Genomic DNA, 25,780 nt, shown 5'->3' on the forward strand with positions numbered 1-25,780 from the left:
GCCTACATTAGGCTTCTATCGCCGCGAACAAGCAGCTTCTTAAGAGGCTGCTTGTTCGCGGCATTTTTATGCTCAAAAACAAACTAACCTTAGGAGAGATCGAATAAAATGATTGATTTGAAACAATATGGCTATATCGAAGCTGAATCAGCACCGATTGGTTTAATTCCGGGAAGAATTACGGAGCTTCAGCGAGATCAGTATACTGTTATTACTGAGCATGGAGAAGTGACCGCTGTATTAAAGGGCTCATTCTACCACAATGCGGAGCATCGGGACGAATTTCCGTGCGTTGGCGATTATGTATTTCTGCAATATAACGACAGCGGCGTTTCGCGCATAGTTAGATTACTGCCTCGACGGTCCAAATTTTCACGCGCTGATTACTCAGGACACGCCGCAGCGTACGCCAAAACGATACTAGAGCAAGTGGTAGCAACGAATTTTGATTATGTATTTATCGTGTCCTCCCTAAACTGGGACTTCAATGTAAGCCGTATTATGCGCTACCTGACACAGACACGGCAGAGCGGCGGCCAGCCGGTTATCATTTTAACTAAAGCTGACCTGACACCAGATTACAGCGCACAATTAGCTGAGGTACAACATATTGCTCCTGATGTACCTGTACTTGCCGTTTCTAGTCACAGCGGAAGTGTCCTAGACAGCTTAAGCGAATATTTACAGCCAGGCAAAACGATTGTATTTCTCGGTATGTCCGGTGTAGGTAAATCCTCACTGCTAAACGCTTTGGCGAATCAAGAAGTGATGACCGTCAAAGGAATCCGTGAAGCCGATAGTCGTGGTCGGCATACGACAACACATCGCCAGTTGTTCATGCTTCCTTCTGGTGCGATGGTCATTGATACACCGGGTATGCGCGAGCTAGGTCTGTTTGGCGCAGAGGAAGGAATTCGTGCAGGCTTTAGTGATGTAGAAGAGCTGTTCACTCAGTGTCGGTTCACGGATTGCCAGCATAACGCTGAGCCCGGCTGTGCAGTTGTTGAAGCCCTCGCCGATGGATCTTTGGAACAGGAGCGCTGGGACCGCTACCTCGTTCAGAAACGCGAAAATAAATTTGTAGATGATAAATCAGACTATCTCAGAGAGAAAAGGACATTGCAAAAATCAATCGCAATGTATCAAAAGAGCAAAAAAGGAGGGCGCAAGAAATGAATAATGATGATGAAATCGTAAAGCAAGAATTACTGATCAAAGCATTAAGCAATATGCTTAATCAAACGATTATTCGTGCAGAATACAACCTCAAAGCGTTACAAGGCGGCACCATTGGCGAGGTGCATCTTGTAATAGGATTGGCTGAAACCGCAGATGGTGAGAAGCAGCCCTATAAAATGGTGTGGAAAACACAGAAGAAATTTGAGCGCTATGGTGATCCAGATTCATGGCGCAGGGAATATGACCTCTATGTATCGGATTTCAAGCAGGTTTTCTCCGATTCATTTCGCTCACCGGAATGTTTTCATGCTGAAATAATTGGTGATGAAATTCAGCTGTGGATGGAACAGATAGATGGCGTATCGGGCCTGAATCTGACTCCGGCAATGGTTGAGCACATCGCTGAGCAATTAGGTCGATTCCAAGGGAGGCTGTATTGCGAACGACCGCGCATACTTCATAACCAGCCTAATCTTAGCAAGGTAGAGTATATGAAAAACTATTATCTTCGATATCGGTCATGGCCTGTGCTGTACGATTACATTCGTTCAGACGAATGCGAAATTCCAAAGCATCTGTGTGATATGCTCATAAACTTTGATACGGATGCGGACGAAATATTCAATCGTATCGAGCAGTTGCCGATCGTGCTCTGCCACAGAGATTTTTGGGTAGAAAACATATTCTATTCGGATGGTAAGCTCGTGCTAATTGATTGGGATACCGCAGGATGGGGATATATGGGTGAGGATATCGCGAGCTTAATAGCAGATGAAGCGGACATTAGTCATATGGTTGATTATTATCAGAAATGCATCCCGGCATATTACCGAGGTTTCTCACAATATGCGGATATCTCCAGTAACTCCAAGCATTGCATTCACGAACTGATTCTTGCTATGTTCGGCTATAGACTTGTAGAATGGTACAAATTTGAAGAGTCACCAGAGGATCGATCCACGCATCTTCATACCCTGCAGAAGATATACGAGATGAAAGATATTTAGAGTTAACTTAGCAAGTCATCGTACTCATCAATTCTTAGAACTTACTAACCAGCTAGTATGATTAGCCGCCGATTTTTAATCGGCGGCTATTTTTGTTTAAATTATTTTGGCTAATTTTGCAAATGTTATTGACTATTCAGTTGAACTGTATTATTTTATTATTAAGTTGAACTGTACAGTCGAACTGAATAGAGGTGAGAGCATGAAACATAAGCTACTTCCATTGTCAGAGACGATGCATTATATTTTGTTAGCATTACGTGAACCACTTCATGGCTACGCCGTAATGCAGAAGATAGAAGAGATGAGTAAAGGTACTGTTATTTTAGCAGCTGGTACATTATACGGTGCCATTGAAAACTTACAAAAACACGGATGGATTGAACCCGTTGGAGAGTCAGGTCGAAGAAAGGTTTATTCGATAACTAGTGAAGGACGCCACATTTTATCAATAGAGCAAGACCGAATACAGCATATTTTATCACTATATGAAGGAAGTGAATCGAATGAAAAAAATTAAGATGTTTTTTGATATAGAAAAAGAGGAGCAATGGCTGAACGAGCAATTACAGCAAGGCTATCGCTGTACGAATATCAGTGGATTAGGGGTATATACATTTGAGAAGACCGATAAACGTTATGTGATGCGGCTGGATTATCAAGGATATTTATCACATAAAAAATTCAATGACTACAAGGGCATATACGAAGACTATGGCTGGGATTATATTAATAGCCCTTCGCTTGTCGGAATTCGGTATTGGCAAAAGGAAGATGATGGACATACCGATATCTTCTCTGATCGCGAATCTAAAAGTAATTATTATAAACGATTAATGGGGTATTCTTCTGGTTTAGTGATCGTATTTTTAGCTTTTTGTTTTATGATATTCAAGGATTCAGGCTTGTATTTAGCTGAAGGACTTTGGAGCATGGAAGGTTCATTATTCTGGAAGGCATTTATATTTGAAACTCCGTTTGCATTACTAAGGCTGCTTCCTGCGATAATGGTTGTTTTATTCGGTAGCAGTTACTACAATGCGTATCGCAAGTACTCTTTATTAAAGGATAAATAGGACGCGTGGTGGCTGATTAAACGGAGGGCCATTGAATTTGAATCATTTATTGAGAGAACCCAACAGGGTTCTTTTTTTCTATAAGTTGAAATCGTGATAGATTTCATAAGATATATATTCAAACTAAAGATATCATCTGTTATACAAAAATATGATGAGTGTTATATCACAGTTCCACTCATAAAACACAGTGATTATCGATATAACTACCAATCTGTTATATACATATATCCAATCCTATTATATAGTTAATGATAAGTAAAATATTCAAATAAAAGGAAATTATAAAAATGCGGTAGCAGAAAGGAAGATACAAAGTGACCTCACTTAAACTGGACGATGTTTATATTGGAAAAACGATTAAATCTCTTGTTGAACTGCTACTCGAATTTTACATTTTCCCAAAGACTGCACAGGAGATGAAAGCTTCGCTGCTTGAAAAGCTATCCGAAGGTGATTATGACAAGATTGAAAACGGCTTTGACTTAGCAGAGAAAATAACGGAGGATCTACAAAGGTTAAGTAATGACAAGCATTTGATTTTTACCTTTCATGAATCAATTCTGCCACTTAAGCAGTACGATCTGATAAATGATGAAAGCTTATTATTGCGTCTTAAGTTAAATAATTATGGATTTGAACGAGTAGAGAGACTACCAGGCAATATAGGATACATGGTCATAAATGAGTTTGCATATCCAGAACATGCAGGCAAAACTGCAGCACACGCAATGAGTTTTATTGCGGATACAGATGGATTGATCATTGATCTCAGAAAAAACTACGGTGGCTCCTCGTTAATGAGTGCATTTATCGCAAGTTATTTGTTAGATGGTTCGCCACCAGTACTATTAAATGACATCTATTGGCGACAATACGATATGACTCAATCCATATGGAGTTTACCTTATGTTCCTGGAGAAAGATTTGGCGCAATTAAGCCTGTATATATCCTAACGAGCTCCAATACTGGATCCTGCGCTGAGGAGTTCGCCTACAGTCTACAAGCCATTCAAAGAGTGAAGGTTATCGGCGAAAAGACAGCGGGAAAAGCAAATGCTGGCAGTGTTCATCGTGTAAATGATCATTTCCAAGCTTTTATTCCAAATGCTTATCCGATTAATCCAATAACTAAAGGGAATTGGAATGGGATAGGAGTTATACCTGACATCGAATATCCCCAAAGTAAATCCATGGTGAAGGCCTATCAATTGTTACTCGAACAGCTATTAGAGCATCTTAGCAGCGAGCCTATGGAACCTGAACGACAGTTTTTAATTGCCGAGATTGAAGAGATTCTCAATAATGATTAACAGTTCTTCCTATAGATTAATTGCCGCGATGATTATCGCGGTTTTTTATTTTAGGCTACTCTCATCATTTTATTCCTAAAAAGGTTCCCTTTTGGTACTATTGATGTTAGAATGTTTCTGTATTCTTTAGATCATTATATATTTAGAAATAGAGAGGAGTGGAGAGATAACATGTATGAAAAAATCAAGTTAGATTGGTTTTCCAATATCAAAGGAGATGTACTTGCGGGTATTTTAGTTGCACTTGCTCTTATTCCGGAAGCCATTGCATTCTCCCTAATTGCTGGTGTCGATCCAATGGTTGGTTTATACGCATCCTTTTGTATCGCCGTCATAATCGCCTTTGTCGGGGGACGACCAGGTATGATATCGGCTGCTACTGGAGCGATGGCTTTATTAATGCTTCCATTAGTAAAGGAGCATGGCTTACAATATCTACTGGCTGCTACAATCTTAACTGGGATTATTCAAGTAGGTTTAAGTCTGCTGCGAGTTGAGAAAGTAATGAAATTCATTCCTCGATCTGTAATGATTGGATTTGTAAACTCTCTAGCTATCCTAATCTTTATGGCTCAAGTTCCACACTTTTGGGGAATTTCTACTATGACCTACGTTTTCGTTGCAATTACGTTGGCTATTATTTATGTACTACCTAGATTTTTTAAGGCGATACCTGCGCCACTCATTGCAATTATCGTTCTTACCGCTTTAGCAATATTTGGTGGGATTGAGCTACAAACAGTTGGAGACTTAGGCGCAATCACCCAATCATTGCCTAGATTCTTTATACCAGAAATTCCATTCAATCTAGAAACATTACAAATTATTTTTCCGTATTCCATTGCTCTTGCTATTGTTGGACTGTTGGAATCCTTACTCACTTCATCAATTGTCGATGATATGACGGGGACTGAAAGTAATAAAAATAGAGAGTCCAGAGGACAAGGTATTGCGAATATCGTCACTGGTTTCTTTGGTGGAATGGCTGGTTGTGCAATGATCGGACAATCCGTCATTAATGTGAAATCAGGTGGACGAGGAAGACTGTCTACCTTAGTAGCAGGACTATTCCTAATGTTCCTAATTATTGTGTTAGGCGAGCTAGTCGTTCAGATCCCTATGCCTGTATTAGTTGGTATAATGATTATGGTTTCGATTGGTACTTTTGACTGGTCATCCTTTAAGTATATAATAAAAGCACCTAAAACAGATGCTCTCGTTATGCTCGTAACGGTCGCTACCGTCGTTGCAACACATGATTTATCTAAAGGAGTTATCGCTGGTGTCGTACTTAGCGCGATTTTCTTTGTTGCAAAAATATCCAAAATTGAAGTCCAAAAAAGAAGAGCTGCTAATGAAACAATATATGTTGTAACAGGTCAGTTGTTCTTTGCATCCGTCGAGGATTTTATTAATAAAATTGACTATACGGTTGAAAACAGTAAAGTCATGATTGATTTTACTAATGCTCATATATGGGATGATTCGGGTGTTTCTGCTATAGACAAAGCGGTCATTAAACTGCGTGATAATCATAACAAGGTTACAGTAAGGGGATTAAATGCATCTAGCCAAAAAATAATAGATAAATTAGCGATATACCAAGATACAAATGCTCAGCTGAAGGCTCAATAATAATAAGAAATAATTCCGAAGTAATCGAAATGCTAATTAGGGAGAGAGAGTATTGAGATTAATAAAAACTATCACGCATAAGGCCATTAATAACCCTAATGGTTCAACATTCTATCGTAGATCAGCTAGAGGTATCATTTTGCATGGTACTAACATTTTACTAATTTATACGAAGCGATATAACGATTACAGCTTTCCTGGAGGTGGGGTGGATACTGATGAAGAGCTTGTTCCAGGGTTACAGAGAGAGTTAAGTGAAGAGATTGGTGCTAGCCATACAGAAATCCTGCAACAGTTTGGCTACATCACTGAATTTAAACCGTCGAATAAGCCAGAATATGATCTTATCCATATGGACTCATTTTTTTATGTATGCAATGTCGATTATGACTTTCAACATGCTAATCCAGAGGATTATGAAGTTAAGAATGGTTCCTATCCATTATGGGTAAACATAGACGAAGCAATCAGTCATAACCTATCTGTGCTGCAGAAACAAGAGCCTTCTATGGGCTTTTCAATTGAGCGAGAAACATTTGTCTTACAATTAATTCGTAAGGAATTATTATAAAGAAAACCGCAGTATAGACTAGCAACTCTAGTCAATACTGCGGTTTTCTATTTATCTTGAATAAATAAATCGGGGTTGTCTTGAAAATAACAGATAATACCTATACAATGAATAATCAATGCAATGACGAATACTTATGGGCTTCCCACTAGACTCGATGGCTATTGGTTTATTTTATAAAGGAGTGATGTTTTGTTAATCGCTTATTTAAGACCAACGTTAGATGATCCAACCTGTGATATGCAACATAAGGCCCTAACTCAACTTAGTTGTGATCGATATATAAAAGAAGAGCATTCTTCACCTAAACGAAGAGTACAGCTCGAGTCAATGCTGGAACAATTAAATGATGGGGATCATATTATTGTTACGAAATTATATATATTGGCTGATTCAACTAGACATTTAGCAGAGTTATTAGATGTATTTCGTTCTAAGAACGTAACGTTAAAAACAATTACAGACAATATTGATACAAGTATTAACACCTACTCCGTTTACGACTGTGTCAAATTGCTATTAGAATTTCAACAAGATATCTCAAGTGAGAACACAAGAAAAGGTATGGATAAAGCAAGACAAAGCGGCATTAATGTTGGAAGGCCACGAAAACCTGACGCTAATTTAAGGAAGGCTATTGAGATGTACCATAGTCAGAACTTTACGCTAGCCCAAATTAAAGAGGAAACAGGAATTAGTAAAACAACGTTATATCGTAATCTAGAAAGCTAATTACAATATAAGATAGTAATTCGCCATACAACCAGATAATAGTACTTGCCAATGATAAATAATCAGACTATAATATAGTAAATTTTTGGTATGTGCGACTGGCGTAAACGTGGAGTACCACGAGGAAGCACATATGTATACAGCCGTACGCCTGGGCAGAGGTAAGGGATATCATCCCTTACCTCTTTATGTTTAGGCGTGCCCAGAGGCACGCATTATCTAGTTGGTGAAAGTCCAACCGAAGGAGGGGCCAAGCCACCTTTGTAGCTAGGGTACCTGCGTATGGCGAAATCTGTACGTAGAAGCGTATCGACGAAAGTACCTGTCAGAGATAGGGCGAGCAACATACCAGGCTGTAACATAAAGTGAATCCTGCCGCGTCGTTAAAAAGGCCTTGCAAAAGGGAAAAGGGGAAGCCGAGTCTCGCTAAATTAGACGAAGGCCAAGGAAGCTGCACAAGAACTTGGAACAACAGTGAAGAATCCTCCGGCGTATGGGGAGCTGCATGGTATGAAAGATAATGCAGTGAACTGGGGAGACCCTCCCCTGCACAGAAAAAAAAAAAACTGTAAAGAGATACTCTATAAGCCCAAAAAGCGAAATGAGTCATCTGCAGGAAGGGAGTCCGAGGGGCTCATAGTACCTAAGAATCTCAGGACAACATAACCTGTGGGAGGAAAGGAGCCCTGCTTTGTTCAAGCTATTTAAGGAGGTACGAGTGAGTGAATGCCAAAAGGCTAACAACACCAAAGGAAAAAGTTCAACAACTCCAAGAAAAGCTAGGTCATGCAGCCAAGGAGAACAAAAAGCGTAAATTCCACGCTTTGTATGACAAAATCTATGCATGGAATACATTGGGGGAAGCTTGGAACCGAGTACGGGCAAACAAAGGAGCAGCTGGAGTCGATGGTGAAACATTGGCGAATATCGAAAAGATAGGCGTCGAGGCGTTTCTACATGACTGTCAAAAGCAACTAGAACAAGGGAATTACCATCCCGAGCCTGTAAGACGGCAATACATTCCGAAGAAGGATGGGAAGCAACGTCCGCTAGGTATTCCAACCGTGCGAGATCGAGTCATACAAATGGCAACAAAACTCATGATTGAGCCCATATTTGAAACTGACTTTCAAGAATCCTCTTATGGTTTTCGACCGAAGCGCAGTGCTAAGCAAGCGCTAGATCGTATACGAAAGGCATGCAACCGTAAAGGTAACTGGGTGATCGACGTCGACATCCAAGGCTACTTTGACAACATTAATCAAGAGAAACTGATGAAGTTGGTGGAAATGCGAATCAATGACAGACGAGTTCTGAAACTCATTCGCAAATGGTTGCAAGCTGGTGTAATGGAGGAAGGACAAGTCCGACGTTCAGATTTAGGCACACCTCAAGGTGGAGTCATTAGCCCGCTATTGGCGAATATCTATCTGAATTATTTCGATGTGATATGGGAACGACATGGTAAAGCATTAGGTGAACTTACGAGGTACGCAGATGATTTTGTCGTCGTGTGCAAAACCAAGAAAGATGCCGACCATGCGTTTAAGTTGATTAGAGCCATTATGGAACGATTAGAACTAACGCTGCACCCTACAAAAACTCGAATCATCGGTCTATGGACAGGGGAAGAAGGTTTTGATTTTCTCGGTATGCACCATCGAAAAACGAAGGCAGAAACGTCAACGGGTAAAATATACTATACTACTCAACAATGGCTGACAACGAAAGCAGAAGAACGGATACGGGAAGTGGTCAAAGAAAGATTAGCGCCCCCACGTATGCGTGTCATCTCCTTCGCAGACCATGTGAAATGGTTAAACCCAAAGATTCAAGGATGGCGTAATTATTATTACACTTCCTACAGTCAGTTAAAACTAGCTAAGCTAGATTGGTATATTTTACAACGATTCACAAGATGGTACGCCAAGAAGAGACAGCGAAGAAGATGGATGAGCTCATTTCATGAAGTAAAGTTTATAGCCAAGCAAGTTGGATTAAAAACACTATTGTAATCTGCATGCGCATGAAAGAAGAACATCGGAAAGCCGTATGAGGGAAAACTTCACGTACGGTTTGATGAGGAGAGACTGAAATAAAATTCAGCCTTTTACTCTAGAAAGGGCTGATGAACATGAACAGAGAAACATTGATCTTAGACGGAAAACAAGTTGCTGACAGCATAAAAGCGAGCTTGGCTGAACGAATTACGAAGCTTTCCAAGAAGGGGATCGTACCTTGCCTAGCAACGATATTAGTAGGTGATAACCCGTCATCGCATACGTATGTGCGAATGAAGGGAAATGCCTGCAAAAGGCTAGGCATGCAATCGATCCGAATAGATCTCCCGGCAAGTATTACGACAGAAGAATTAATATCACAAATTCATAAGCTAAATGATGATCCCGACGTACATGGAATATTGTTGCAGCATCCGGTCCCACATCATATCGACGAGCGAGCAGCATTTGATGCGATAAGCATCGAGAAGGATGTAGATGGAGTAACTACTCTCGGCTATGCACTAAATGCTTTTGGGATCGCCAATTTTCCATCTTGTACACCAGCTGCTATTATGGCTATTCTTGACTATTACAACTTACAGGTTGAAGGGAAGCATGCAGTAGTGATTGGCCGAAGCCCTATTCTTGGAAAGCCAGTATCGGCAATGCTGTTAAATCAAAATGCTACCGTTACGACATGCCACTCCAAAACAGTTAATCTAGAAGATATCGTTCGACTCGGGGATATCGTAGTTGCGGCTGTAGGAAAACCTAATTTCATACAAGGGGATTGGATAAAGCCGGGTGCGATTGTACTTGATGCTGGTTACAACGAAGGTAATATCGGAGACGTAGATTATAATGCATGTCTGAAGAATGCTTATGCCATTACTCCAGTTCCTGCTGGGGTTGGTCCAGTAACCATTGCCACCCTGCTAAAGCACACGGTGGACGCTGCCGAAAATACATTACGTTAATGGGAACGATGGAACAATAAAGCAACGATAGCTTAAGTTTATTTTTCTTCACAGACTTCTTAAACGCACTATTACTAGTGCGTTTTTCTATTTTAGAGGTTGGTAATGGAGAGGACTAGTTTCTAAGTTGCTTCATCCAAATATTAGCAACAATCTTGAGCTTGATTTCGTCATATAAACTGAGTCAATCGTAATAAGAATGTGGAGGGATGTAGATGTTATATATGCTAATCAGTTTCATTTTTATTGTAATCTCTATATTTACGATGAGAAAAGCTGGAGTTTCTAGCCCATATTCTAAAGCCTTCGCCCTAGCCATTGCATTATCTATAGTAGCTGTTGTATGTCTTGCTCAAAACTACACTCAGAACTTAATTCCAGAGGTAAACGATGGAATTGCTATTGCTAATCAAGTGGCTTACTCGATTATTGGTGAAAAAGGCTGGTCTCAGCAAAGGTTTCGAGATATTTTTGAAAATTCCACTTATCTCACGCTCCTATTAATTGTCGCATTCCCTGTCGTTCATGTTGTTGAGTCAACAATGCAGAAGAAAACAACTTCAAGTGCCTAGTCACTTCCAATATTTGAGGTGAGTTATGAACAGTAAAACAGTCCAATTTCACAATAGATATGCTTTTTATTTCATCATATGCTTGTACATAATAACGGCATATTCTCTATATTCGAATATTCATAACACCTTGCTAATCACTCCGCCACACGCTGTAATATTATTGCTGACCATTGTAGCATTAATTATGGGGATCATCGGCATTATGGATGGATCCAGCTGGAGAGCGAAGCTAAGAAGCCTGCTATCGACCATTTTTTCTATATTGTTAATCTTATGTCTATGCATAATGATGTTCTTCACAGGTATGTTTACTGGTGAGAAAGAATGGATAAAGACAGTACGTTCTCCTGACGGTCAATTTACGGTGGATTTTTACTATACGGACGCAGGTGCAAGGGGTAGCTTTGGAATATTAGGAGAGTTAAACGGACCACTTTGGTTTAAGAAGAGAATTTATTACGAGAAGAGAGCGGAAGTTGTTAATATTCAATGGGAGAATGATCATACGATTCTAATCAACAATAACACTTTGAATCTGAAGGATGTTGAACACTAAAGCTCTCAGCGAGTCAAATTGGAAATATGAACATTTTCGTCGTTGGTTGATTTTATCTTTTTTGGTAACAATATAACTCATCTTTACATACTACGTCTATAAGAAGGTGTGTTACTGGTACATGAAGCGAGCTTACCTTGTCTATTTACTCATATTCAGTTTTTTCACCGCCAATATCTATGTGCATGCAACAGATAACACACAAACTGATATTCCTCCATTTGAAAAGCCTTATCTCGAAATCGGATTTAAATCAGTTGAAGAAGCATTAAAGGAATGTGAAATACATAATCAACGAGAACTTCACTTGCCAATTAAATTACCACCGGTACAATTTACTCATCACTTAGGAAGATGTATAAAGGATAAGAATAACCATAATGACGAACTTAATATCGAATATCTCCACGAAGCACACGGGGAGTACCATTATATGATCGATATAAGACCAATTGAACAGAGAATAAATATCACAAAGTTTAAAAGAAATAAGAAATTATATAAACTAAGTGACGGTAGCCATGCAATTTACTTTACTACTAAAAGAATATTGTATGGGGGAGGATCTATGTTTAATGGAGGATTTAACATTCTAGTCTTTGAGAAAAATGGTTGGCAATATTGGCTTGCGATAGACACTCGTATAGAAAATCAAGTTACAGCGGATATACTAGTTGAAATCGCCGAATCAGTAATTTCAGATGAATGATTAACAGATAAACAACTATGAATTAATTAAGCGATGAAATAATATAGAAAGAGCTTGAAATGAGCAACAAAAAAATATTGTAAAAATCAACCAGACGTGATAAGTTGAAACTATAAAACTGAACATTGGTTTAACTGGAGGAGCCTGCACACAGCGGGCTCTTTTTGTCTTTAAAACGGGGGGATATTAATGATTGATGTACAGAACCTTAACTTTACTTATCCGGGAAGACTAGAGCCGACGATTCATGGTATGAGTTTTAATATTCAAAAGGGGGAAGTTTTCGGGTTTTTGGGCCCATCAGGAGCAGGGAAAAGTACAACGCAAAAAATATTGATCGGTATACTGAAGGGATATCAAGGCAGTGTCAAAGTGATGGATAAAGAGATTAAAGATATCGGCCCTAACTACTATGAACGAATAGGAGTAGCGTTTGAGTTTCCAAACTTTTATTCCAAGTTTTCTGTGTTAGAGAACTTAAAATTCTTTGGTTCACTCTATGCTGGTCGTACTGAAAACCCAAAAACGTTACTTGAGCAGGTCGGCTTAGATCAGGCAACAAATATGAAGGTTTCTCAATTGTCCAAAGGAATGAAAATGCGATTGAATTTTTGCCGTGCACTCTTAAATAACCCAGATATCCTCTTCCTTGATGAACCAACCTCAGGTTTGGATCCCGTCAATGCCCAGCGGATGAAGGAGTTAATTCTAGAAAAAAGGAAAGAAGGTAAAACGGTATTAATCACAACGCATAACATGCAAGCAGCTGAGGAATTATGCGATCGTGTCGCTTTTATCGTAGATGGACAAATTAAGCTAATTGACTCCCCTCGGGAGCTTAAACTTCGTAAGGGTAAACAAAGAATTGTTGTCGAATATCGGAATGAGGGGGAATTAATGAGTGCAGCATTTCCCCAGCAAGGAATAGGAGAAAATCATACATTTCTAAATCTGATCAAAGAGTACTCCATAGAGACGATTCATTCTCAAGAGGCTTCACTTGAGCAGATCTTTATTGAAGTGACAGGGAGAAGGCTAATATGAGATTCATTACTGCTTTTGCTTTTGATTTCAGATTCCAGTGGCGTCATGGCTTTTATTTTGCATATGCCTTTGTATGTGCTTGTTATTGGCTCCTACTGAACTATATTCCGGAAGCGTATCTGCACAAGAGTGTTATATTATTAACCTTTAGTGATCCAAGTGCATTGGGGTTGATTTTAGCTGGAGGAATTTTACTTCTTGAGCGAGATCAAGGAATACATGACCCTCTTTTTGTTACACCTATGCGAACTCGAGATTATTTGTTTGCGAAAGTAGCTTCTTTATCATGTTTATCTTTAATAGCAGCTTGGGTGATTCATCTAACTTCAATCGGAATTCCGAAGTCACCTGTACTGTTTTCAGTTGGCGTTGTGTTAACTTCGAGTTTAATGACGTTATTATCAATCAGTGTTGTCGTTCGTTACCATACGATTAACGGCTTTATCATGATGTCTCAAGTCTATGCATTACCTTTAGCACTTCCATTGCTCGGTTTTTTTGACATCTGGAATACTAAGCTTTACCTTCTTCTTCCAACGGAAGGGACGTTACTTCTATTGGAATCCGCCATCTCTGATTTGACAACTGTACAAATTGGATATTCTCTTTTTATTCTGCTCATATGGAATTATGGGATCTATGTCTGGGCTAGCTACTCTTATAAGAAATATGTGCTGGGGAAAATAGGAGAGGGGAGAGATGGATTATGAAAAAGTACCAAGTGCTATTAATGAACGATATCCGACACGCAGGAACTGACCCCGTATTAATCGTTGGATTTTTAGGTCCTTTGATCTTAATCATACTCACTCGTTTTGGATTTCCAATGACAGCTCATTGGTTAGAGACAAGTTACTCCTTTGATCTAAATCCATATAGAGACTTTACTACAGCTTTGTTTATTGTCACCATACCAATGCTGTTAGGGATTATGACTGGATTATTAATGTTGGATGAACGAGATGAGAATATAATCTCCTATTTTGCAGTAACCCCACTTATGAGAAAAGGTTACTTAGTATACAGATTGATATTACCTATCGTGATAAGCGCTATATGGTCAGTAATGTTTTTAGTATATTCTGGACTCACTGAGTTTCACATCGAATATTTACTGATGCTCGTCTTATTGGTCATCGAAGCACCATGCTTTGCAATGCTAGTGGCAGCTTTCTCTGCAAATAAAGTTGAGGGATTAGCCTTATACAAAATAGGTGCAATTGTATTTATCGCTGGACCCATCGTTATTTTCTTTGTTCCAGATGTGTGGCAATGGGTAGCGGTATGGATTCCGACTTTTTGGCCCGCAAAAATATTTTTAGAGGGGTCTAAAGGTGAAACGTTCGCTGCAATCTACAATTTTATCATTGGATTTATGGTTCATATTGCCTTACTCATAATGATCATTCGATTGTTTATTAGAAGAGCAGACTAGAAGCCATACGTATAAAACAGCAGTTCGTACTGCACAAAATGCAGTTGCCTTAGCCCGATAGAAGCTCGAACTAAGGCAATTGCACTATTGTATATTATATTCCAATTTTGTGAAATACGAAAATCTATAAAGCCTGACGATTCCCTTTCTGTTCCAATTGATAGGAACGATGAAGTGAAACGATATGTATGTCGACCTCGTTAAGTCGATATAGCAATTCATTCACGATAGAACCGTTCATAATTTCCTGCCAACGAGTTTGCGGGGATTGACCGATAATCAATTGTGTAATGTTATATCGCTTGGCAGTTTCAGCTATAACTTCACATGTTTTTTTGTTTTCGTTGGATTGGACCAGTAGCTTTGCTCCCCATTCATCACTTTTGCTTTTCCAAATTAAATCATTATTTGACTTTGCTTGATTATCTTCGCCATAACTAACACTTAGTACATATAAGGGACATTGAAGTAATTTCGACAATTCACCTCCACGGTGGATTAGTTGCTCACCATTTGCAACGTGACTAACGCATACCATAATTTTTTCACCGCTCGTCATTGCTATACTCCTTTGTTGGATATTCATTGTTTTGTTTGTACTGGGCAATCAAAAAAGCTTGGAAGCAGAGAAGTCCGCTACCAAGCTTTTGGATGTGTCATAACAAACCCAAAAATGCATGAAGGCTCTCTCATTACGCTGACGAGGTTAGCTGTCGGATTCGGGTCTGAGAGTACCCGTTCTTTCTGGATTCAGAAAGAATTCACCCCTGAAGCAGTTCATGCTTCTATGGTTCCCCCGCTCCTCCCTAAAGGAGGATTAAGCAGTGATATATTGATTTATCGTAACTCATACTAAAATATTATAAGCCAAAAGTAAAGAGATCTTCCGAAATATTGTTGAGCATAACCTACTTTAGGGGAATTTGTGTTATATGTTGCTATGGTAGAGTAGGGCTGAATTCCGTGAAATCGTCGTTTCTGGGCAAAATACGAACATATTCTCTAGGGTAATAAGATGCGGATGAGTTTATACTTTGACCTTCTGATACATTAACGTCATTTATCCATTTTGCAAAAAGTAAATGCGAATTTGTTTGTTCATGGCTAGCATTATTGAGCCAAAAACCTGAGATTAGTATGGCGAGAAATATAATAGAACAGGTGATAATTTGACGGCTTGGCAAAAGATCTCCTCCGTACGTTTTTATCAACAGTGTGACCAGATCCGAAGGTAACTATACATAATCGTTGCCAAACTGCTTCAAGTAGAAACTTGAATTTTGCTTTACAAATGACTGAGAATACGTTAAATTAAATTTTAACATATGTTGGTCGTTTTTATTTCGCGAATATACTGCACTTACAATATCATATGAGTAAGACCCTGGAGGAGCCTGCACACAGCGGGCTCTTTTTGCGTTTTTTTTATGTTCTCCATGATCTAGCGATTTGTTTGCATCGAAATGGGAATGATGAAAAATAGAATGAAAGAAGGAGGAACTTGATTGTTTTTACTACATATTGCTGTTTTCATACCTTTTTTATTCTCTGCGGTGCTGCTAGTCAGTCGCAAGTTTCTTGAAAGTATGCATAGAGGGTGGCTGGCCTTGCCGGTTCCAATACTGCTTTTTGTATTTTTTTTGTCGCATATTCCGCAAGTTCAGGAAGCTCCAATCATCCATGCAGCGTCGTGGATTTCGAGTCTTGACATTACGATTACATTTTATTTGGATGGCTTATCTTTATTGTTTGCGCTTTTAATCAGCGGTATCGGCTTACTTGTTGTTCTGTACTCGATTTATTATCTTGATGAAGAGAAAAAAGACCAGCAGCGTTTCTATGCATATCTTCTCCTGTTCATGGGGGCAATGCTTGGTGTTGTTCTTTCTGATAATTTACTTGTTCTATATGCTTTCTGGGAGATAACCAGTATCGCGTCCTTTTTACTAATCGCGTACTGGTATGAGCGAGAAAGATCGCAGTATGGAGCATTAAAATCCATGCTAATTACTGTGTTTGGTGGCCTGGCGATGTTTGCAGGATTTATTCTGCTTTATGTCATGACGGGAACATTTAGTATCCGTGAGATTATATCTCAGGTAGATAGCATTACAGGGCACTCGCTCATCGTACCAGCACTGATACTAGTGCTGCTTGGAGCCTTCACCAAGTCAGCGCAGTTTCCTTTCCATATATGGCTGCCAGATGCTATGGAAGCTCCTACTCCAGTAAGTGCTTATTTGCATTCAGCTACGATGGTGAAAGCAGGCTTGTACCTTGTTGCTCGATGCAGTCCGATATTTGCTATGCAGGCCCAATGGTTCTGGATTGTTTCGATCGGTGGTCTAATAACGCTAATATACGGATCGATGAAGGCGATAAGACAAACTGACTTAAAGGCACTACTCGCTTACTCGACGATTAGTCAGTTGGGATTAATTATGTGCTTGCTGGGACTTGGCTCTGCAGCAGGCTTGCAAACCAATACTGCGCTTGCTTTATTCTTTGCTCAGGCCACAACAGCGGGATTATTCCATTTATTCAACCATGCCGTGTTTAAGGGTGCCTTATTTATGGTAGTTGGAATTGTAGATCATGAGACTGGAACGCGTGATTTACGAAAACTAGGCGGATTAATTCGCATAATGCCTGTTACGTTTACCATTGCGTCTATCGGTGCATTCTCCATGGCTGGCTTACCGCCATTTGGTGGATTTCTGAGTAAGGAAATGTTTTTTACCTCCGTGCTGAATATAAGAGAATTGAATATGTGGAGCTTGGAAAGCTGGGGAGTTTTGATTCCTGTATTGGCTTGGATTGCAAGTGTATTCACCTTCATGTATAGCATCATTCTATTAGTCCGTACATTTGGTGGGAAATATGACAAGGAGCGTTACCATATTAAGCCGCATGAAGCGAGCATTGGCTTACTCGTATCTCCGACAGTTCTAGCGTCACTTGCACTTGCTATTGGTCTATTTCCAGCTCTTCCTGCAACTTGGTTGATCGAGCCTGCGATGACTTCTGTACATCCTCATTTACTTACACCGGGAGAGCATTTTCATATCCATATTCGAATGTGGCATGGATGGACGACAGAGGTATGGATGACAGCAGCGCTAATCGCGATTGGGGCTTTACTGGTCATCCTATACAAAAAGCGAGGCTGGGTTCTTTCAGGCAGTGGCGAGAAAGCGCGCTTTACCCTGAACCGACTATATGACAAGACTCTTGAAGGTAGTGAGTATGCTTCCGAGAAACTGACTTCGTTATATATGAACGGATCGATTCGCCAATATTTGATCTACATTTTTATGCTTTTCGTGATTGCACTTAGTACTACGATGCTAGCTCTACCGGTTTACACGCTAGACTTTAGTGATCATGCACCGATTGATGGCTATGAGCTTGCTGCAATTGTAGCACTTGGCTTGGCAGCGTTAGCTGTACCTCTGTCTCAAAATCGAATTGCATCGATTTTGCTAACAGGTGCTGTTGGATATATGGTGACATTGCTGTTCGTACTGTTCCGAGCGCCAGATTTGGCATTAACGCAGCTTATTGTTGAAACAGTGTCTGTCGTTCTCTTCTTGTTGTGCTTTAAGCATTTACCTAAGCTGAAGAAGGAAAATGTAAAAATAAGTTTCAAGATGACCAATGCCTTGATTGCTGCTGCTGTAGGCATCGTCGTTACGTTCATTGCGCTTGGCGTTAGCAGTGGTCACGATATCAAATCCATCTCCGATTATTTTATCAAGGAGAGCTATCATCTAGCCGGGGGCAAAAATATGGTTAACGTTATCCTCGTAGATTTTAGAGGCTTCGACACGATGCTCGAAGTGGTTGTATTAGGTATTGCTTCGTTAGGAATATACGCCTTAGTAAAGCTTCGAGCTGAGGATAGCAGGGAGCAAGCGTCCAATCTGGATACGAATAGACTGGCAAGTTTTGACGGGAAGCGTCCATTTAACAGCAATGATGTCATCCTGATGACTGCTGCACGGATCATTATTTTTATCATTGTTCTGTTTTCGATTAATTTGTTCTTTGCTGGACATAATGCGCCAGGCGGAGGCTTTATTGGTGGATTGCTGACTGCAGCAGCCATCATATTGTTTGCTATTGCCTTCGGTATGGATGCTGTCAAGCGAGTACTGCCTGTCAATTACCGAACAATGACGGGGATCGGTTTACTCATTGCTGTTCTTACAGGAGCAGGTTCCTTTTTATTCAAAGCTCCTTTCTTAAGTCATTCATTTGGACATTTCCAGCTGCCCATATTAGGAGAAACGGAGCTTGCAACGGCTGTTATCTTTGACCTTGGTGTGTATCTGTCTGTCATAGGTGTAACCTTGACAATAATATTGTCAGTAGGGAGGGAGCGTTAAGATGGAATTGGTTATGGCGATCACGACAGGCTTGCTTTTTGCTGTTGCTGTCTACCTTATTTTGTCTCGTAGTGTACTACGCATTATACTTGGAACCTCCCTGCTAACACATGGTGTTCATTTGTTAATAATGAACATGGCAGGATTGAAAAGGGGCTCCGCTCCTTTAATCAGTGAGGATACGATGAGTTATACCGATCCGTTGCCTCAAGCACTGATCTTAACTTCGATCGTTATTAATTTTGGTGTAACGGCTTTCTTTCTTGTACTTGCTTACCGTGCTAATCAGACACTAGGAACGGACGACTTGGAGAAGCTGAGAGGGGGAGACGAGAATGAATAATTTGATTGTACTGCCTTTACTGCTTCCGTTATTGAGCGCGATTATATTGGTTTTCCTCCGCAAACAAGTTGCTGTCCAACGCTCGATTAGCGGCATAAGTGCACTGCTTAATATTGTTATTGCCGTTATACTCGTTGGCCAGATTCAAAGCGATGGCATTCAAACGCTGTATATGGGAGGCTGGATCCCTCCATACGGGATTGTATTTGTAGCAGATATGTTTGCTGGGCTGCTCATACTAACAGCTTCAGTAGTAGGCGCTGCTTGTATATTTTATTCATTTAGTAGTATTGGTGAAGAAAGAGAACGTATGTATTTTTATCCCTTGCTTCAATTTTTGCTTGCTGGCGTATACGGCTCATTTTTGACTGGAGATTTATTTAATTTATTTGTATGCTTTGAGGTCATGCTCATTTCATCCTATGCGCTAATCGTGCTTGGAGGAAGCAAGCGTCAGCTGCGCGAGTCAATCAAATATATGCTAGTCAATATTTTATCGTCAGCACTATTCGTAACTGCGGTGGCCTATCTCTATGGTGCTCTCGGTACGCTAAACATGGCCCATTTGTCGCAGCGAGTAGCTGAGGCGGGGCAAGGGGGCATGCTAAACGTCATTGCGATATTACTGATGATTGTTTTCTCGCTAAAAGCTGGCCTTTTCTTGTTTTTTTGGTTACCAGGCTCATATGCCGCTCCGCCTGCTGCGATTCGTGCATTGTTTGCAGCTTTGCTTACAAAGGTTGGTGTATATGCCCTTGTTCGTACATTCAGCTTAATCTTTTACCATGATCCTGCAGTTACCCATACATGGCTTGGCTGGATGGCGGGCGCTACGATGGTGCTCGGCAGTATTGGTGCCATAGCCTATCGAAATGTATCGAGTATTCTGAACTATCAGGTTGTCATAGGTATTGGCTTCATTGGCCTTGGCTTAGCCATTGCAACGCAGGCAGCCTGGGATGGTGTCGTTTTTTATCTCATGCATGATATGCTGGCGAAGGTTCTGCTTTTCATATTAGGCGGCATGCTCATTACTGCAGTTGGAACGGAAAAGTTATTAGAGATAAGAGGTTTAATTGATCGTTATCCATTGATCGGCTGGCTGTTTCTAGGGACAACGCTTGCTCTAGTAGGAATTCCACCGTTAAGTGGTTTTCCTGGAAAGGTGATGCTCATACGCAGCGCATTTCAGGAGCAAGCATTCGTACTAGCAGCGATCGGCTTAATATCTAGCTTTTTCATACTTTACTCACTCATTGTTGTGTTTAAGCAAGCATTCTGGGGATCTGAGCTTGATCAAGAACCACGTACTACCGTACCTCCTCGATCCAAATTGTTAAACGGCACCATATTAGCGGTATTTGCTCTAGTAGTATTTCTAGGTGTTAACGCTGAATGGGTATACGAATTTGTTGCTCAAGCTGGTCATGTTATTGCAGAGCCAGATTTATACATTCATGCCGTAATGAAGGAGTAGATGGAGATGGCTATTCAAATATTACTTAACCTTATGTTGACTTTCATCTGGATGTTTTTACAAAACGACTGGACACTTGGCGGCTTGACTGTTGGCTATGTGCTTGGCTTGCTAATCGTAGGCGCGTTCCGTCGCTTTTTCTCAAGACCATTTTATATGAGGAAAGTATGGGCAATGATTCGCTTGTTCCTGTTATTTAATAAAGAATTATTGCTTTCTAGTTTTACGGTTGCTCGGCAGACAGTCTCACCTAAGCTAAGCTTCCGACCAGGAATATTTGCATATACAACAGAGCTTGAAACCGATTGGGAGGTTACATTGCTTGCTTGCTTAATTAGTCTGACTCCAGGGACGTTGACGTTGGAGGTATCTCGGGATAATAGGTATCTTTATATTCATGCGATGGATATCAAAGATGTAGAGGAGCATATTGAACAAATTAGAAATACGTTTGAGACAGCCATTCTGGAGGTGAGACGTGCATGATTGACGGGATGCTGACAACAGCACTTGCACTATTAGCAATTGCTTTGCTTGGTTGTATATATCGCTTGCTGCGTGGTCCTTCATTATCCGATCGGATCGCCTCACTCGATACGTTGGGTATATGTACTCTTGCGTTAATCGCAGTTGTGAGCTTGAAATTTCAAACACAAGCCTACTTTGATGTCATTCTCGTTCTAGGTATATTAACGTTTATCGGAACAGTAGCGTTAGCGAGATATATCGAAAGAGGCATTGTCCTAGAGAGTGGGGATGAGATGAATGATAATCATTGAATATGCTGTCGTAGGAATCGTTTTATTTGGCGCTATATTTTGCGCTCTAGGTGCTTTCGGGCTTGTTCGTTTGCCAGATGTTTATCTGCGTTCGCATGCAGCAACGAAGAGTGCGACACTCGGCGTGCTTTGTGTTCTTTTAGGTGCATTCCTATATTTTTGGCTTGTGCTGGATCACATAAGCATCAAGCTTTTGCTCGGGATTGTATTTGTATTCATTACCTCGCCAGTAGCAGGACATTTGAATGGTCGTGCAGCCTACCGCAGTGGAGTAGCGCTTTGGAGAAACAGTGTTCGTGATGATCTTCATAAGAAAAAAAGTGAAGCACCTAGCACTGAATAAAGGAGAACATTTATGACTAGAGCTATTGCTGTTCAACCATATGTCATTATCGAACGTGCCATCACAAACCAAAGGCAACAAATTACAGTCCATCAACATGAGCTGTACTTGTTCGAATCAAAAATTGTTTCACGTCATCGTGAGTATTCGCTATATAATGTGTACGACCTGTCTTACAAAATTATAAGTGGTGACGAAGGCTTTTTGTATTTGCATACGAACCAAGGTGTTCATTCTTATATGGTAAAAACAGATCCGTCGATGTTTATAGAAGAGTTCAAGTTTCTACGAAGTTTGCAATAGAAGGGATCTTATATCGAAATTATTGAATCAGCTAAAATACGTAAAACCTCGCTTAGCGAGGTTTTTTATTTTTCCGAAAAAGTTCTTGTCTATTGCTCTAGACAAGAACTTTTATCCTTTCCCTATACTCTGCGGTTACTTCAAGGTTTGAGGATATAAGTTTGGTAGATCAATAGGATAATTTATTAAATGAACGTTTTAATAAATTATATTTTCAGGAATGAATTGACAGGATTGACAGATGGATGTTATTCTCTTATCGTAATGATTACGATTAACATATCGACTAGTAAGTACGGCCGTTTAGTAGTTGTATGTACCGATATCGTAATAATTACGATTAAAGCAAAGGGAATGATGAGATGAGGCAGGAGATCGATTTTGTAAAAGTCAACCCCACACAAAATATGACTATTCTTGTAAAGACAATTCATCAAGCGAATGAATACCTACCGATTGCTTCACGATTAATGTCCTATGACAACGTGTACGCCGAACAAGTTGGTTTTATTCGTAGCCCGAGCAAAAAAGGAGCGGACGCATGCCTGCAAATGGCGGGAGGTGAATTTTGCGGAAATGCGTGTATGGCTATGGCCACTTTTTTAGCTGTCGAAAACGGACTTCAACCAAACGTTCAGATGAAGATCTCATTGGAATGCTCGGGGGTGGAGCAGTTGGTAGCGTGCTGCGTGAACAAAGTTAACGAAAGATATTCCTGTCAGGTGACAATGCCACTTCCGATCAAGGTGGAACAACAATCTATTACATATGAGGGGTTAGATTTAAGCATTGGAATAGTAAGGTATGATAGCTTTTTCCATATTGTATTGGAAGTAGATTCCATCAGTCCGGAGTGGAGGGAAATAGCGGAAGGGCTGGCAAAACTGCTCGGTGTAATACAAGGTACTCATTTGATCGGGATAATGTTGTTCGTATCAGCATCCAACACGATGTCACCGCTTATTTATCTTCCCGAGTTAGGCAGCATGATTTGGGAGAAAGGTTGCGGATCAGGAACAGCTTCAATAGGTGCCTATTTGCACTGGAAGAACAAGGGGACAATTACGGCTTCAATTGCACAGCCCGGTGGAACGATTAGCGTTTCGGCCGTTAGCAACAATCAAGAGCTAGCCAGCCTAGTTATCCAGGGTGTTTCGGGAATTGTAGCACAAGGCAAAGCTTTTATCGAATTCGAAGGGAGTGAGCATCGTGCAGACAGCCACCAGACTTCAGCAATGCTTAGTTGACTTTCACAGTAGGTTTTCGGCGTTAGTATCGTCAAGAGAGGAGGCTCTAAATAATAGCTCGGAACTAGAGCAGACAATTAATGATTACTCCGCCTTCATAATCGATAACAACAATCAGATGGACTGGAAACAACTAGAGCAACAACCCACTAACGAATTTATAACACTTGTGAATGAGTTAAGAGAAACCTCTGCTCGGTGTGTAGCGATCATGGAGAAGTATCGAGCGCTCAGACTGTTGAACAACCAAGTAGACGAAACCGATTATTTCCATAATATCCAGTCTGCTATAAAAGAGGAATTCGAAGGATTCAACATTCAATCAGACTCCAAGATCTTATTAGTAGGTTCGGGTTCGTTTCCAATGACTCCGCTCTATATAGCGAAACAAACCGGAGCAGAAGTGATTGGCATCGATATTGACGCGGAAGCCGTAGAATTGGGCAGAAAAGTGATCGATAGACTGGGAGAAGGTTTGAAGATCCGTTTGGAAAATAAATTTCTTACGCAGCTCGGGGATACAATGGAGTTAACCCATATCATCTTTAGTTCAACAGTGGCCCTTAAATATGAATTACTAGACCAGTTGCATGCCTTGACAAATGAGCAAGTGGTTGTGGCGATGAGGTACGGCAATCAAGTAAAATCCTTATTTAATTATCCGAAGCAAGAGACCGATCACCGAAAGTGGAAGCTCATCGATACGATCATTCATCCTAAGCACGTATTTGATGTTGGTTTTTATAAAAAGGCTTTGTCAAGTACGCAGATAGGAGTGCGCCATGGATAATTTTAACCGTGTATTAATTCTGGGGACGGGACCAGTCAGCATACAAATTGCTTTATTGCTGAAGGTTTATCTAAAGAGCAAGGTCGGAATCGCAGGCCGTAGTTCAGTTCGTTCCACTTCTTTTTTCTCTGTACTAAATGACAATGATCGCGAAGTCCAAGTTGTTGTACAAAATGATACACATCGCCAGATGGAAGGGCGTTGTCAGCTTGATCAAGTTTTTCATGACTATGCGACGGTTACGGGAGTTTGGGATACGGTTGTATTGGCGGTTACCACAGATGCTTACATAGAGGCACTCCAGCAAATCGATGATCAGGTTATGAGTATATTAAAGTGCGTGGTTTTAATCTCTCCTACGCTTGGATCTAATAATCTGGTGAGACATTATTTAAGAGAAATACAACCTAATATCGAAGTGATCAGCTTCTCTACATACTTGGGTGATACGCGCTGGATGGATGGAATACCGTCCAATCAAGTGAAGACAACCGGAGTTAAGAAAAAACTTTATGTAGGCTCTTCGCAATCATCGTCAGTTAACCTTGGAAAGCTTTGTGAATTGTATACACGATTAGGGATCACCCTACAAGTCTTGGATTCTCCGATCGAAGCGGAGTCGAGAAACATTTCCCTATACGTGCACCCGCCACTGTTCATGAATGATTTTTCGTTAAGCATTGTTTTTAAGGAGGAAGAGGCAAAGAAATATGTTTACAAGCTTTATCCAGAAGGTCCTATCACTATGCAACTCATACGAGATATGCGTTCCTATTGGAAAGAGATTTCATTCATGCTAGAGAAAATGAACATAAGCGCGGTCAATCTGCTCAAATTTATGACAGATGATAATTATCCAGTACGCCCCGAAAGCTTATCCCGTCATGATATCGATCATTTCACTAGCTTTCCTCCCATTCACCAAGAATATTTATTGTACGTCCGGTATGCTTCCTTATTAATTGATCCGTTTTCTGAACCTGACGAAAAAGGGAGATATTTCGATTTCTCTGCCGTTCCTATCCGCCAAATTTTTGTGAATAAGGAAGGGGAGTGGGATATCCCCCGCATGCCTAATGAGGACTATTATCGTGTGAAGATGATTCAAGGCATAGCAAGAATGATAGGAACCGGTACGCCGACGCTTGATAAATTTATAGCGACCTATGAAAGCAAAATATTAAAGTGTTTGAAGAACTTAAAAGGAGAGCGACTGGCTAAATCATTTAATATTCAAAGCTTTGAAGAGGACTGGCGTCAGATTGGCCAAAAATTTGTGAACAAATAGACGAGGAGGA

General features: G+C 40.4%; 27 protein-coding genes and 2 riboswitches. Of the genes, 26 read left to right on the forward strand and 1 reads right to left on the reverse strand.

From position 1 onward, the window contains the following. The first annotated feature begins 108 nt into the window (after positions 1-108). The 16 genes from rsgA (at position 109) to NSQ99_RS10790 (ending at position 14,812) form a co-directional block, all read left to right on the forward strand. A complete protein-coding gene (rsgA, locus tag NSQ99_RS10715) occupies positions 109-1,176 on the forward strand; it encodes a ribosome small subunit-dependent GTPase A (protein WP_340836506.1) in 1,068 nt (355 codons plus the stop codon). After that, positions 1,173-2,186, forward strand: coding sequence for an aminoglycoside phosphotransferase family protein (locus NSQ99_RS10720; RefSeq protein ID WP_340836508.1), 1,014 nt, complete (start codon positions 1,173-1,175; stop codon positions 2,184-2,186). Before rsgA ends, NSQ99_RS10720 begins: the two co-directional genes overlap by 4 nt. Positions 2,187-2,388: 202 nt before the next feature. After that, positions 2,389-2,706: a PadR family transcriptional regulator gene (locus tag NSQ99_RS10725; protein ID WP_340836510.1), complete on the forward strand. Its 318-nt coding sequence runs from the start codon at positions 2,389-2,391 to the stop codon at positions 2,704-2,706. Next, positions 2,693-3,262 (forward strand): DUF2812 domain-containing protein, encoded by a 570-nt coding sequence (locus NSQ99_RS10730; RefSeq protein ID WP_340836512.1) that lies wholly within the window; start codon positions 2,693-2,695, stop codon positions 3,260-3,262. The genes NSQ99_RS10725 and NSQ99_RS10730 overlap by 14 nt, the downstream gene beginning before the upstream one ends. Before the next feature lie 317 nt (positions 3,263-3,579). Beyond that, positions 3,580-4,575, forward strand: a complete 996-nt coding sequence (locus NSQ99_RS10735; protein WP_340836514.1) for a S41 family peptidase — start codon at positions 3,580-3,582, stop codon at positions 4,573-4,575. Between the two features lie 171 nt (positions 4,576-4,746). After that, entirely contained in the window at positions 4,747-6,210 is a 1,464-nt protein-coding gene (locus tag NSQ99_RS10740; RefSeq protein WP_340836516.1) for a SulP family inorganic anion transporter, read from the forward strand. Positions 6,211-6,262: 52 nt separating this feature from the next. Further along, on the forward strand, positions 6,263-6,781 hold the full coding sequence (locus NSQ99_RS10745; RefSeq protein WP_340836517.1) for an NUDIX hydrolase: 519 nt from the start codon (positions 6,263-6,265) through the stop codon (positions 6,779-6,781). Between the two features lie 192 nt (positions 6,782-6,973). Further along, a complete protein-coding gene (locus NSQ99_RS10750) occupies positions 6,974-7,513 on the forward strand; it encodes a recombinase family protein (RefSeq protein WP_340836518.1) in 540 nt (179 codons plus the stop codon). 84 nt (positions 7,514-7,597) lie between these two features. Continuing rightward, a riboswitch (ZMP/ZTP riboswitch) is annotated at positions 7,598-7,677 on the forward strand. A gap of 558 nt (positions 7,678-8,235) precedes the next feature. Continuing rightward, entirely contained in the window at positions 8,236-9,528 is a 1,293-nt protein-coding gene (ltrA, locus tag NSQ99_RS10755) for a group II intron reverse transcriptase/maturase (RefSeq protein ID WP_340835877.1), read from the forward strand. Between the two features lie 119 nt (positions 9,529-9,647). Continuing rightward, positions 9,648-10,493, forward strand: a complete 846-nt coding sequence (locus NSQ99_RS10760) for a bifunctional 5,10-methylenetetrahydrofolate dehydrogenase/5,10-methenyltetrahydrofolate cyclohydrolase (RefSeq protein ID WP_251665316.1) — start codon at positions 9,648-9,650, stop codon at positions 10,491-10,493. Positions 10,494-10,708: 215 nt separating this feature from the next. Beyond that, positions 10,709-11,065, forward strand: coding sequence for a hypothetical protein (locus tag NSQ99_RS10765; protein ID WP_340836520.1), 357 nt, complete (start codon positions 10,709-10,711; stop codon positions 11,063-11,065). Between the two features lie 25 nt (positions 11,066-11,090). Further along, a complete protein-coding gene (locus NSQ99_RS10770) occupies positions 11,091-11,624 on the forward strand; it encodes a DUF5412 family protein (protein WP_340836522.1) in 534 nt (177 codons plus the stop codon). 121 nt (positions 11,625-11,745) lie between these two features. Next, positions 11,746-12,333, forward strand: coding sequence for a hypothetical protein (locus NSQ99_RS10775; protein WP_340836523.1), 588 nt, complete (start codon positions 11,746-11,748; stop codon positions 12,331-12,333). Between the two features lie 189 nt (positions 12,334-12,522). Continuing rightward, a complete protein-coding gene (locus NSQ99_RS10780; RefSeq protein ID WP_340836524.1) occupies positions 12,523-13,377 on the forward strand; it encodes an ABC transporter ATP-binding protein in 855 nt (284 codons plus the stop codon). Next, on the forward strand, positions 13,374-14,087 hold the full coding sequence (locus NSQ99_RS10785; RefSeq protein WP_340836525.1) for a fluoroquinolone export ABC transporter permease subunit: 714 nt from the start codon (positions 13,374-13,376) through the stop codon (positions 14,085-14,087). The genes NSQ99_RS10780 and NSQ99_RS10785 overlap by 4 nt, the downstream gene beginning before the upstream one ends. Then, on the forward strand, positions 14,084-14,812 hold the full coding sequence (locus NSQ99_RS10790) for a hypothetical protein (RefSeq protein ID WP_340836526.1): 729 nt from the start codon (positions 14,084-14,086) through the stop codon (positions 14,810-14,812). Before NSQ99_RS10785 ends, NSQ99_RS10790 begins: the two co-directional genes overlap by 4 nt. Positions 14,813-14,936: 124 nt before the next feature. On the opposite strand, the gene NSQ99_RS10795 is transcribed toward NSQ99_RS10790, so the two are convergent. Then, positions 14,937-15,371: a hypothetical protein gene (locus NSQ99_RS10795; protein ID WP_340836527.1), complete on the reverse strand. Its 435-nt coding sequence runs from the start codon at positions 15,369-15,371 to the stop codon at positions 14,937-14,939. Between the two features lie 122 nt (positions 15,372-15,493). Continuing rightward, positions 15,494-15,646, reverse strand: a riboswitch (cyclic di-AMP (ydaO/yuaA leader). A gap of 671 nt (positions 15,647-16,317) precedes the next feature. Between NSQ99_RS10795 and NSQ99_RS10800 the strand changes: the two genes are divergently transcribed. The 10 genes from NSQ99_RS10800 (at position 16,318) to NSQ99_RS10845 (ending at position 25,770) form a co-directional block, all read left to right on the forward strand. Then, positions 16,318-19,200 carry a Na+/H+ antiporter subunit A gene (locus NSQ99_RS10800; protein ID WP_340836528.1) on the forward strand — a complete coding sequence of 961 codons (2,883 nt, stop codon included), beginning with the start codon at positions 16,318-16,320 and terminating at the stop codon, positions 19,198-19,200. A gap of 1 nt (position 19,201) precedes the next feature. After that, on the forward strand, positions 19,202-19,543 hold the full coding sequence (locus NSQ99_RS10805; protein ID WP_251665325.1) for a Na(+)/H(+) antiporter subunit C: 342 nt from the start codon (positions 19,202-19,204) through the stop codon (positions 19,541-19,543). After that, complete coding sequence (locus NSQ99_RS10810; RefSeq protein WP_340836529.1) at positions 19,536-21,020, forward strand: Na+/H+ antiporter subunit D; 1,485 nt, start codon at positions 19,536-19,538, stop codon at positions 21,018-21,020. The genes NSQ99_RS10805 and NSQ99_RS10810 overlap by 8 nt, the downstream gene beginning before the upstream one ends. Positions 21,021-21,026: 6 nt before the next feature. Then, positions 21,027-21,506: a Na+/H+ antiporter subunit E gene (locus tag NSQ99_RS10815; protein ID WP_340836530.1), complete on the forward strand. Its 480-nt coding sequence runs from the start codon at positions 21,027-21,029 to the stop codon at positions 21,504-21,506. Further along, the gene (locus NSQ99_RS10820) at positions 21,503-21,799 is read left to right on the forward strand and encodes a Na(+)/H(+) antiporter subunit F1 (RefSeq protein ID WP_251665328.1); all 297 of its coding nucleotides are present in this window, start codon (positions 21,503-21,505) and stop codon (positions 21,797-21,799) included. The genes NSQ99_RS10815 and NSQ99_RS10820 overlap by 4 nt, the downstream gene beginning before the upstream one ends. Further along, positions 21,786-22,142 carry a monovalent cation/H(+) antiporter subunit G gene (gene mnhG, locus NSQ99_RS10825; protein ID WP_340836533.1) on the forward strand — a complete coding sequence of 119 codons (357 nt, stop codon included), beginning with the start codon at positions 21,786-21,788 and terminating at the stop codon, positions 22,140-22,142. The genes NSQ99_RS10820 and mnhG overlap by 14 nt, the downstream gene beginning before the upstream one ends. 12 nt (positions 22,143-22,154) lie before the next feature. Further along, positions 22,155-22,445: a hypothetical protein gene (locus tag NSQ99_RS10830; protein WP_340836534.1), complete on the forward strand. Its 291-nt coding sequence runs from the start codon at positions 22,155-22,157 to the stop codon at positions 22,443-22,445. Positions 22,446-22,807: 362 nt separating this feature from the next. Then, the gene (locus NSQ99_RS10835) at positions 22,808-23,692 is read left to right on the forward strand and encodes a diaminopimelate epimerase (RefSeq protein WP_340836536.1); all 885 of its coding nucleotides are present in this window, start codon (positions 22,808-22,810) and stop codon (positions 23,690-23,692) included. A gap of 238 nt (positions 23,693-23,930) precedes the next feature. After that, positions 23,931-24,482 carry a hypothetical protein gene (locus NSQ99_RS10840; protein WP_340836538.1) on the forward strand — a complete coding sequence of 184 codons (552 nt, stop codon included), beginning with the start codon at positions 23,931-23,933 and terminating at the stop codon, positions 24,480-24,482. Further along, on the forward strand, positions 24,475-25,770 hold the full coding sequence (locus NSQ99_RS10845; RefSeq protein WP_340836539.1) for an opine metallophore biosynthesis dehydrogenase: 1,296 nt from the start codon (positions 24,475-24,477) through the stop codon (positions 25,768-25,770). Before NSQ99_RS10840 ends, NSQ99_RS10845 begins: the two co-directional genes overlap by 8 nt. Positions 25,771-25,780: the final 10 nt, after the last annotated feature.

The sequence above is a fragment of the Paenibacillus sp. FSL W7-1287 genome (assembly GCF_038004245.1).
Taxonomy (GTDB): Bacteria; Bacillota; Bacilli; order Paenibacillales; family Paenibacillaceae; genus Pristimantibacillus; species Pristimantibacillus camelliae.

Coding starts and splice junctions, on each gene's coding strand:
- rsgA (WP_340836506.1), top strand. CDS start 109: ATGATTGATTTGAAACAATATGGCTATATCGAAGCTGAATCAGCACCG.
- NSQ99_RS10720 (WP_340836508.1), top strand. CDS start 1,173: ATGAATAATGATGATGAAATCGTAAAGCAAGAATTACTGATCAAAGCA.
- NSQ99_RS10725 (WP_340836510.1), top strand. CDS start 2,389: ATGAAACATAAGCTACTTCCATTGTCAGAGACGATGCATTATATTTTG.
- NSQ99_RS10730 (WP_340836512.1), top strand. CDS start 2,693: ATGAAAAAAATTAAGATGTTTTTTGATATAGAAAAAGAGGAGCAATGG.
- NSQ99_RS10740 (WP_340836516.1), top strand. CDS start 4,747: ATGTATGAAAAAATCAAGTTAGATTGGTTTTCCAATATCAAAGGAGAT.
- NSQ99_RS10760 (WP_251665316.1), top strand. CDS start 9,648: ATGAACAGAGAAACATTGATCTTAGACGGAAAACAAGTTGCTGACAGC.
- NSQ99_RS10765 (WP_340836520.1), top strand. CDS start 10,709: ATGTTATATATGCTAATCAGTTTCATTTTTATTGTAATCTCTATATTT.
- NSQ99_RS10770 (WP_340836522.1), top strand. CDS start 11,091: ATGAACAGTAAAACAGTCCAATTTCACAATAGATATGCTTTTTATTTC.
- NSQ99_RS10775 (WP_340836523.1), top strand. CDS start 11,746: ATGAAGCGAGCTTACCTTGTCTATTTACTCATATTCAGTTTTTTCACC.
- NSQ99_RS10780 (WP_340836524.1), top strand. CDS start 12,523: ATGATTGATGTACAGAACCTTAACTTTACTTATCCGGGAAGACTAGAG.
- NSQ99_RS10785 (WP_340836525.1), top strand. CDS start 13,374: ATGAGATTCATTACTGCTTTTGCTTTTGATTTCAGATTCCAGTGGCGT.
- NSQ99_RS10790 (WP_340836526.1), top strand. CDS start 14,084: ATGAAAAAGTACCAAGTGCTATTAATGAACGATATCCGACACGCAGGA.
- NSQ99_RS10795 (WP_340836527.1), bottom strand. CDS start 15,371: ATGACGAGCGGTGAAAAAATTATGGTATGCGTTAGTCACGTTGCAAAT.
- NSQ99_RS10805 (WP_251665325.1), top strand. CDS start 19,202: ATGGAATTGGTTATGGCGATCACGACAGGCTTGCTTTTTGCTGTTGCT.
- NSQ99_RS10810 (WP_340836529.1), top strand. CDS start 19,536: ATGAATAATTTGATTGTACTGCCTTTACTGCTTCCGTTATTGAGCGCG.
- NSQ99_RS10815 (WP_340836530.1), top strand. CDS start 21,027: ATGGCTATTCAAATATTACTTAACCTTATGTTGACTTTCATCTGGATG.
- NSQ99_RS10820 (WP_251665328.1), top strand. CDS start 21,503: ATGATTGACGGGATGCTGACAACAGCACTTGCACTATTAGCAATTGCT.
- mnhG (WP_340836533.1), top strand. CDS start 21,786: ATGATAATCATTGAATATGCTGTCGTAGGAATCGTTTTATTTGGCGCT.
- NSQ99_RS10830 (WP_340836534.1), top strand. CDS start 22,155: ATGACTAGAGCTATTGCTGTTCAACCATATGTCATTATCGAACGTGCC.
- NSQ99_RS10835 (WP_340836536.1), top strand. CDS start 22,808: ATGAGGCAGGAGATCGATTTTGTAAAAGTCAACCCCACACAAAATATG.
- NSQ99_RS10845 (WP_340836539.1), top strand. CDS start 24,475: ATGGATAATTTTAACCGTGTATTAATTCTGGGGACGGGACCAGTCAGC.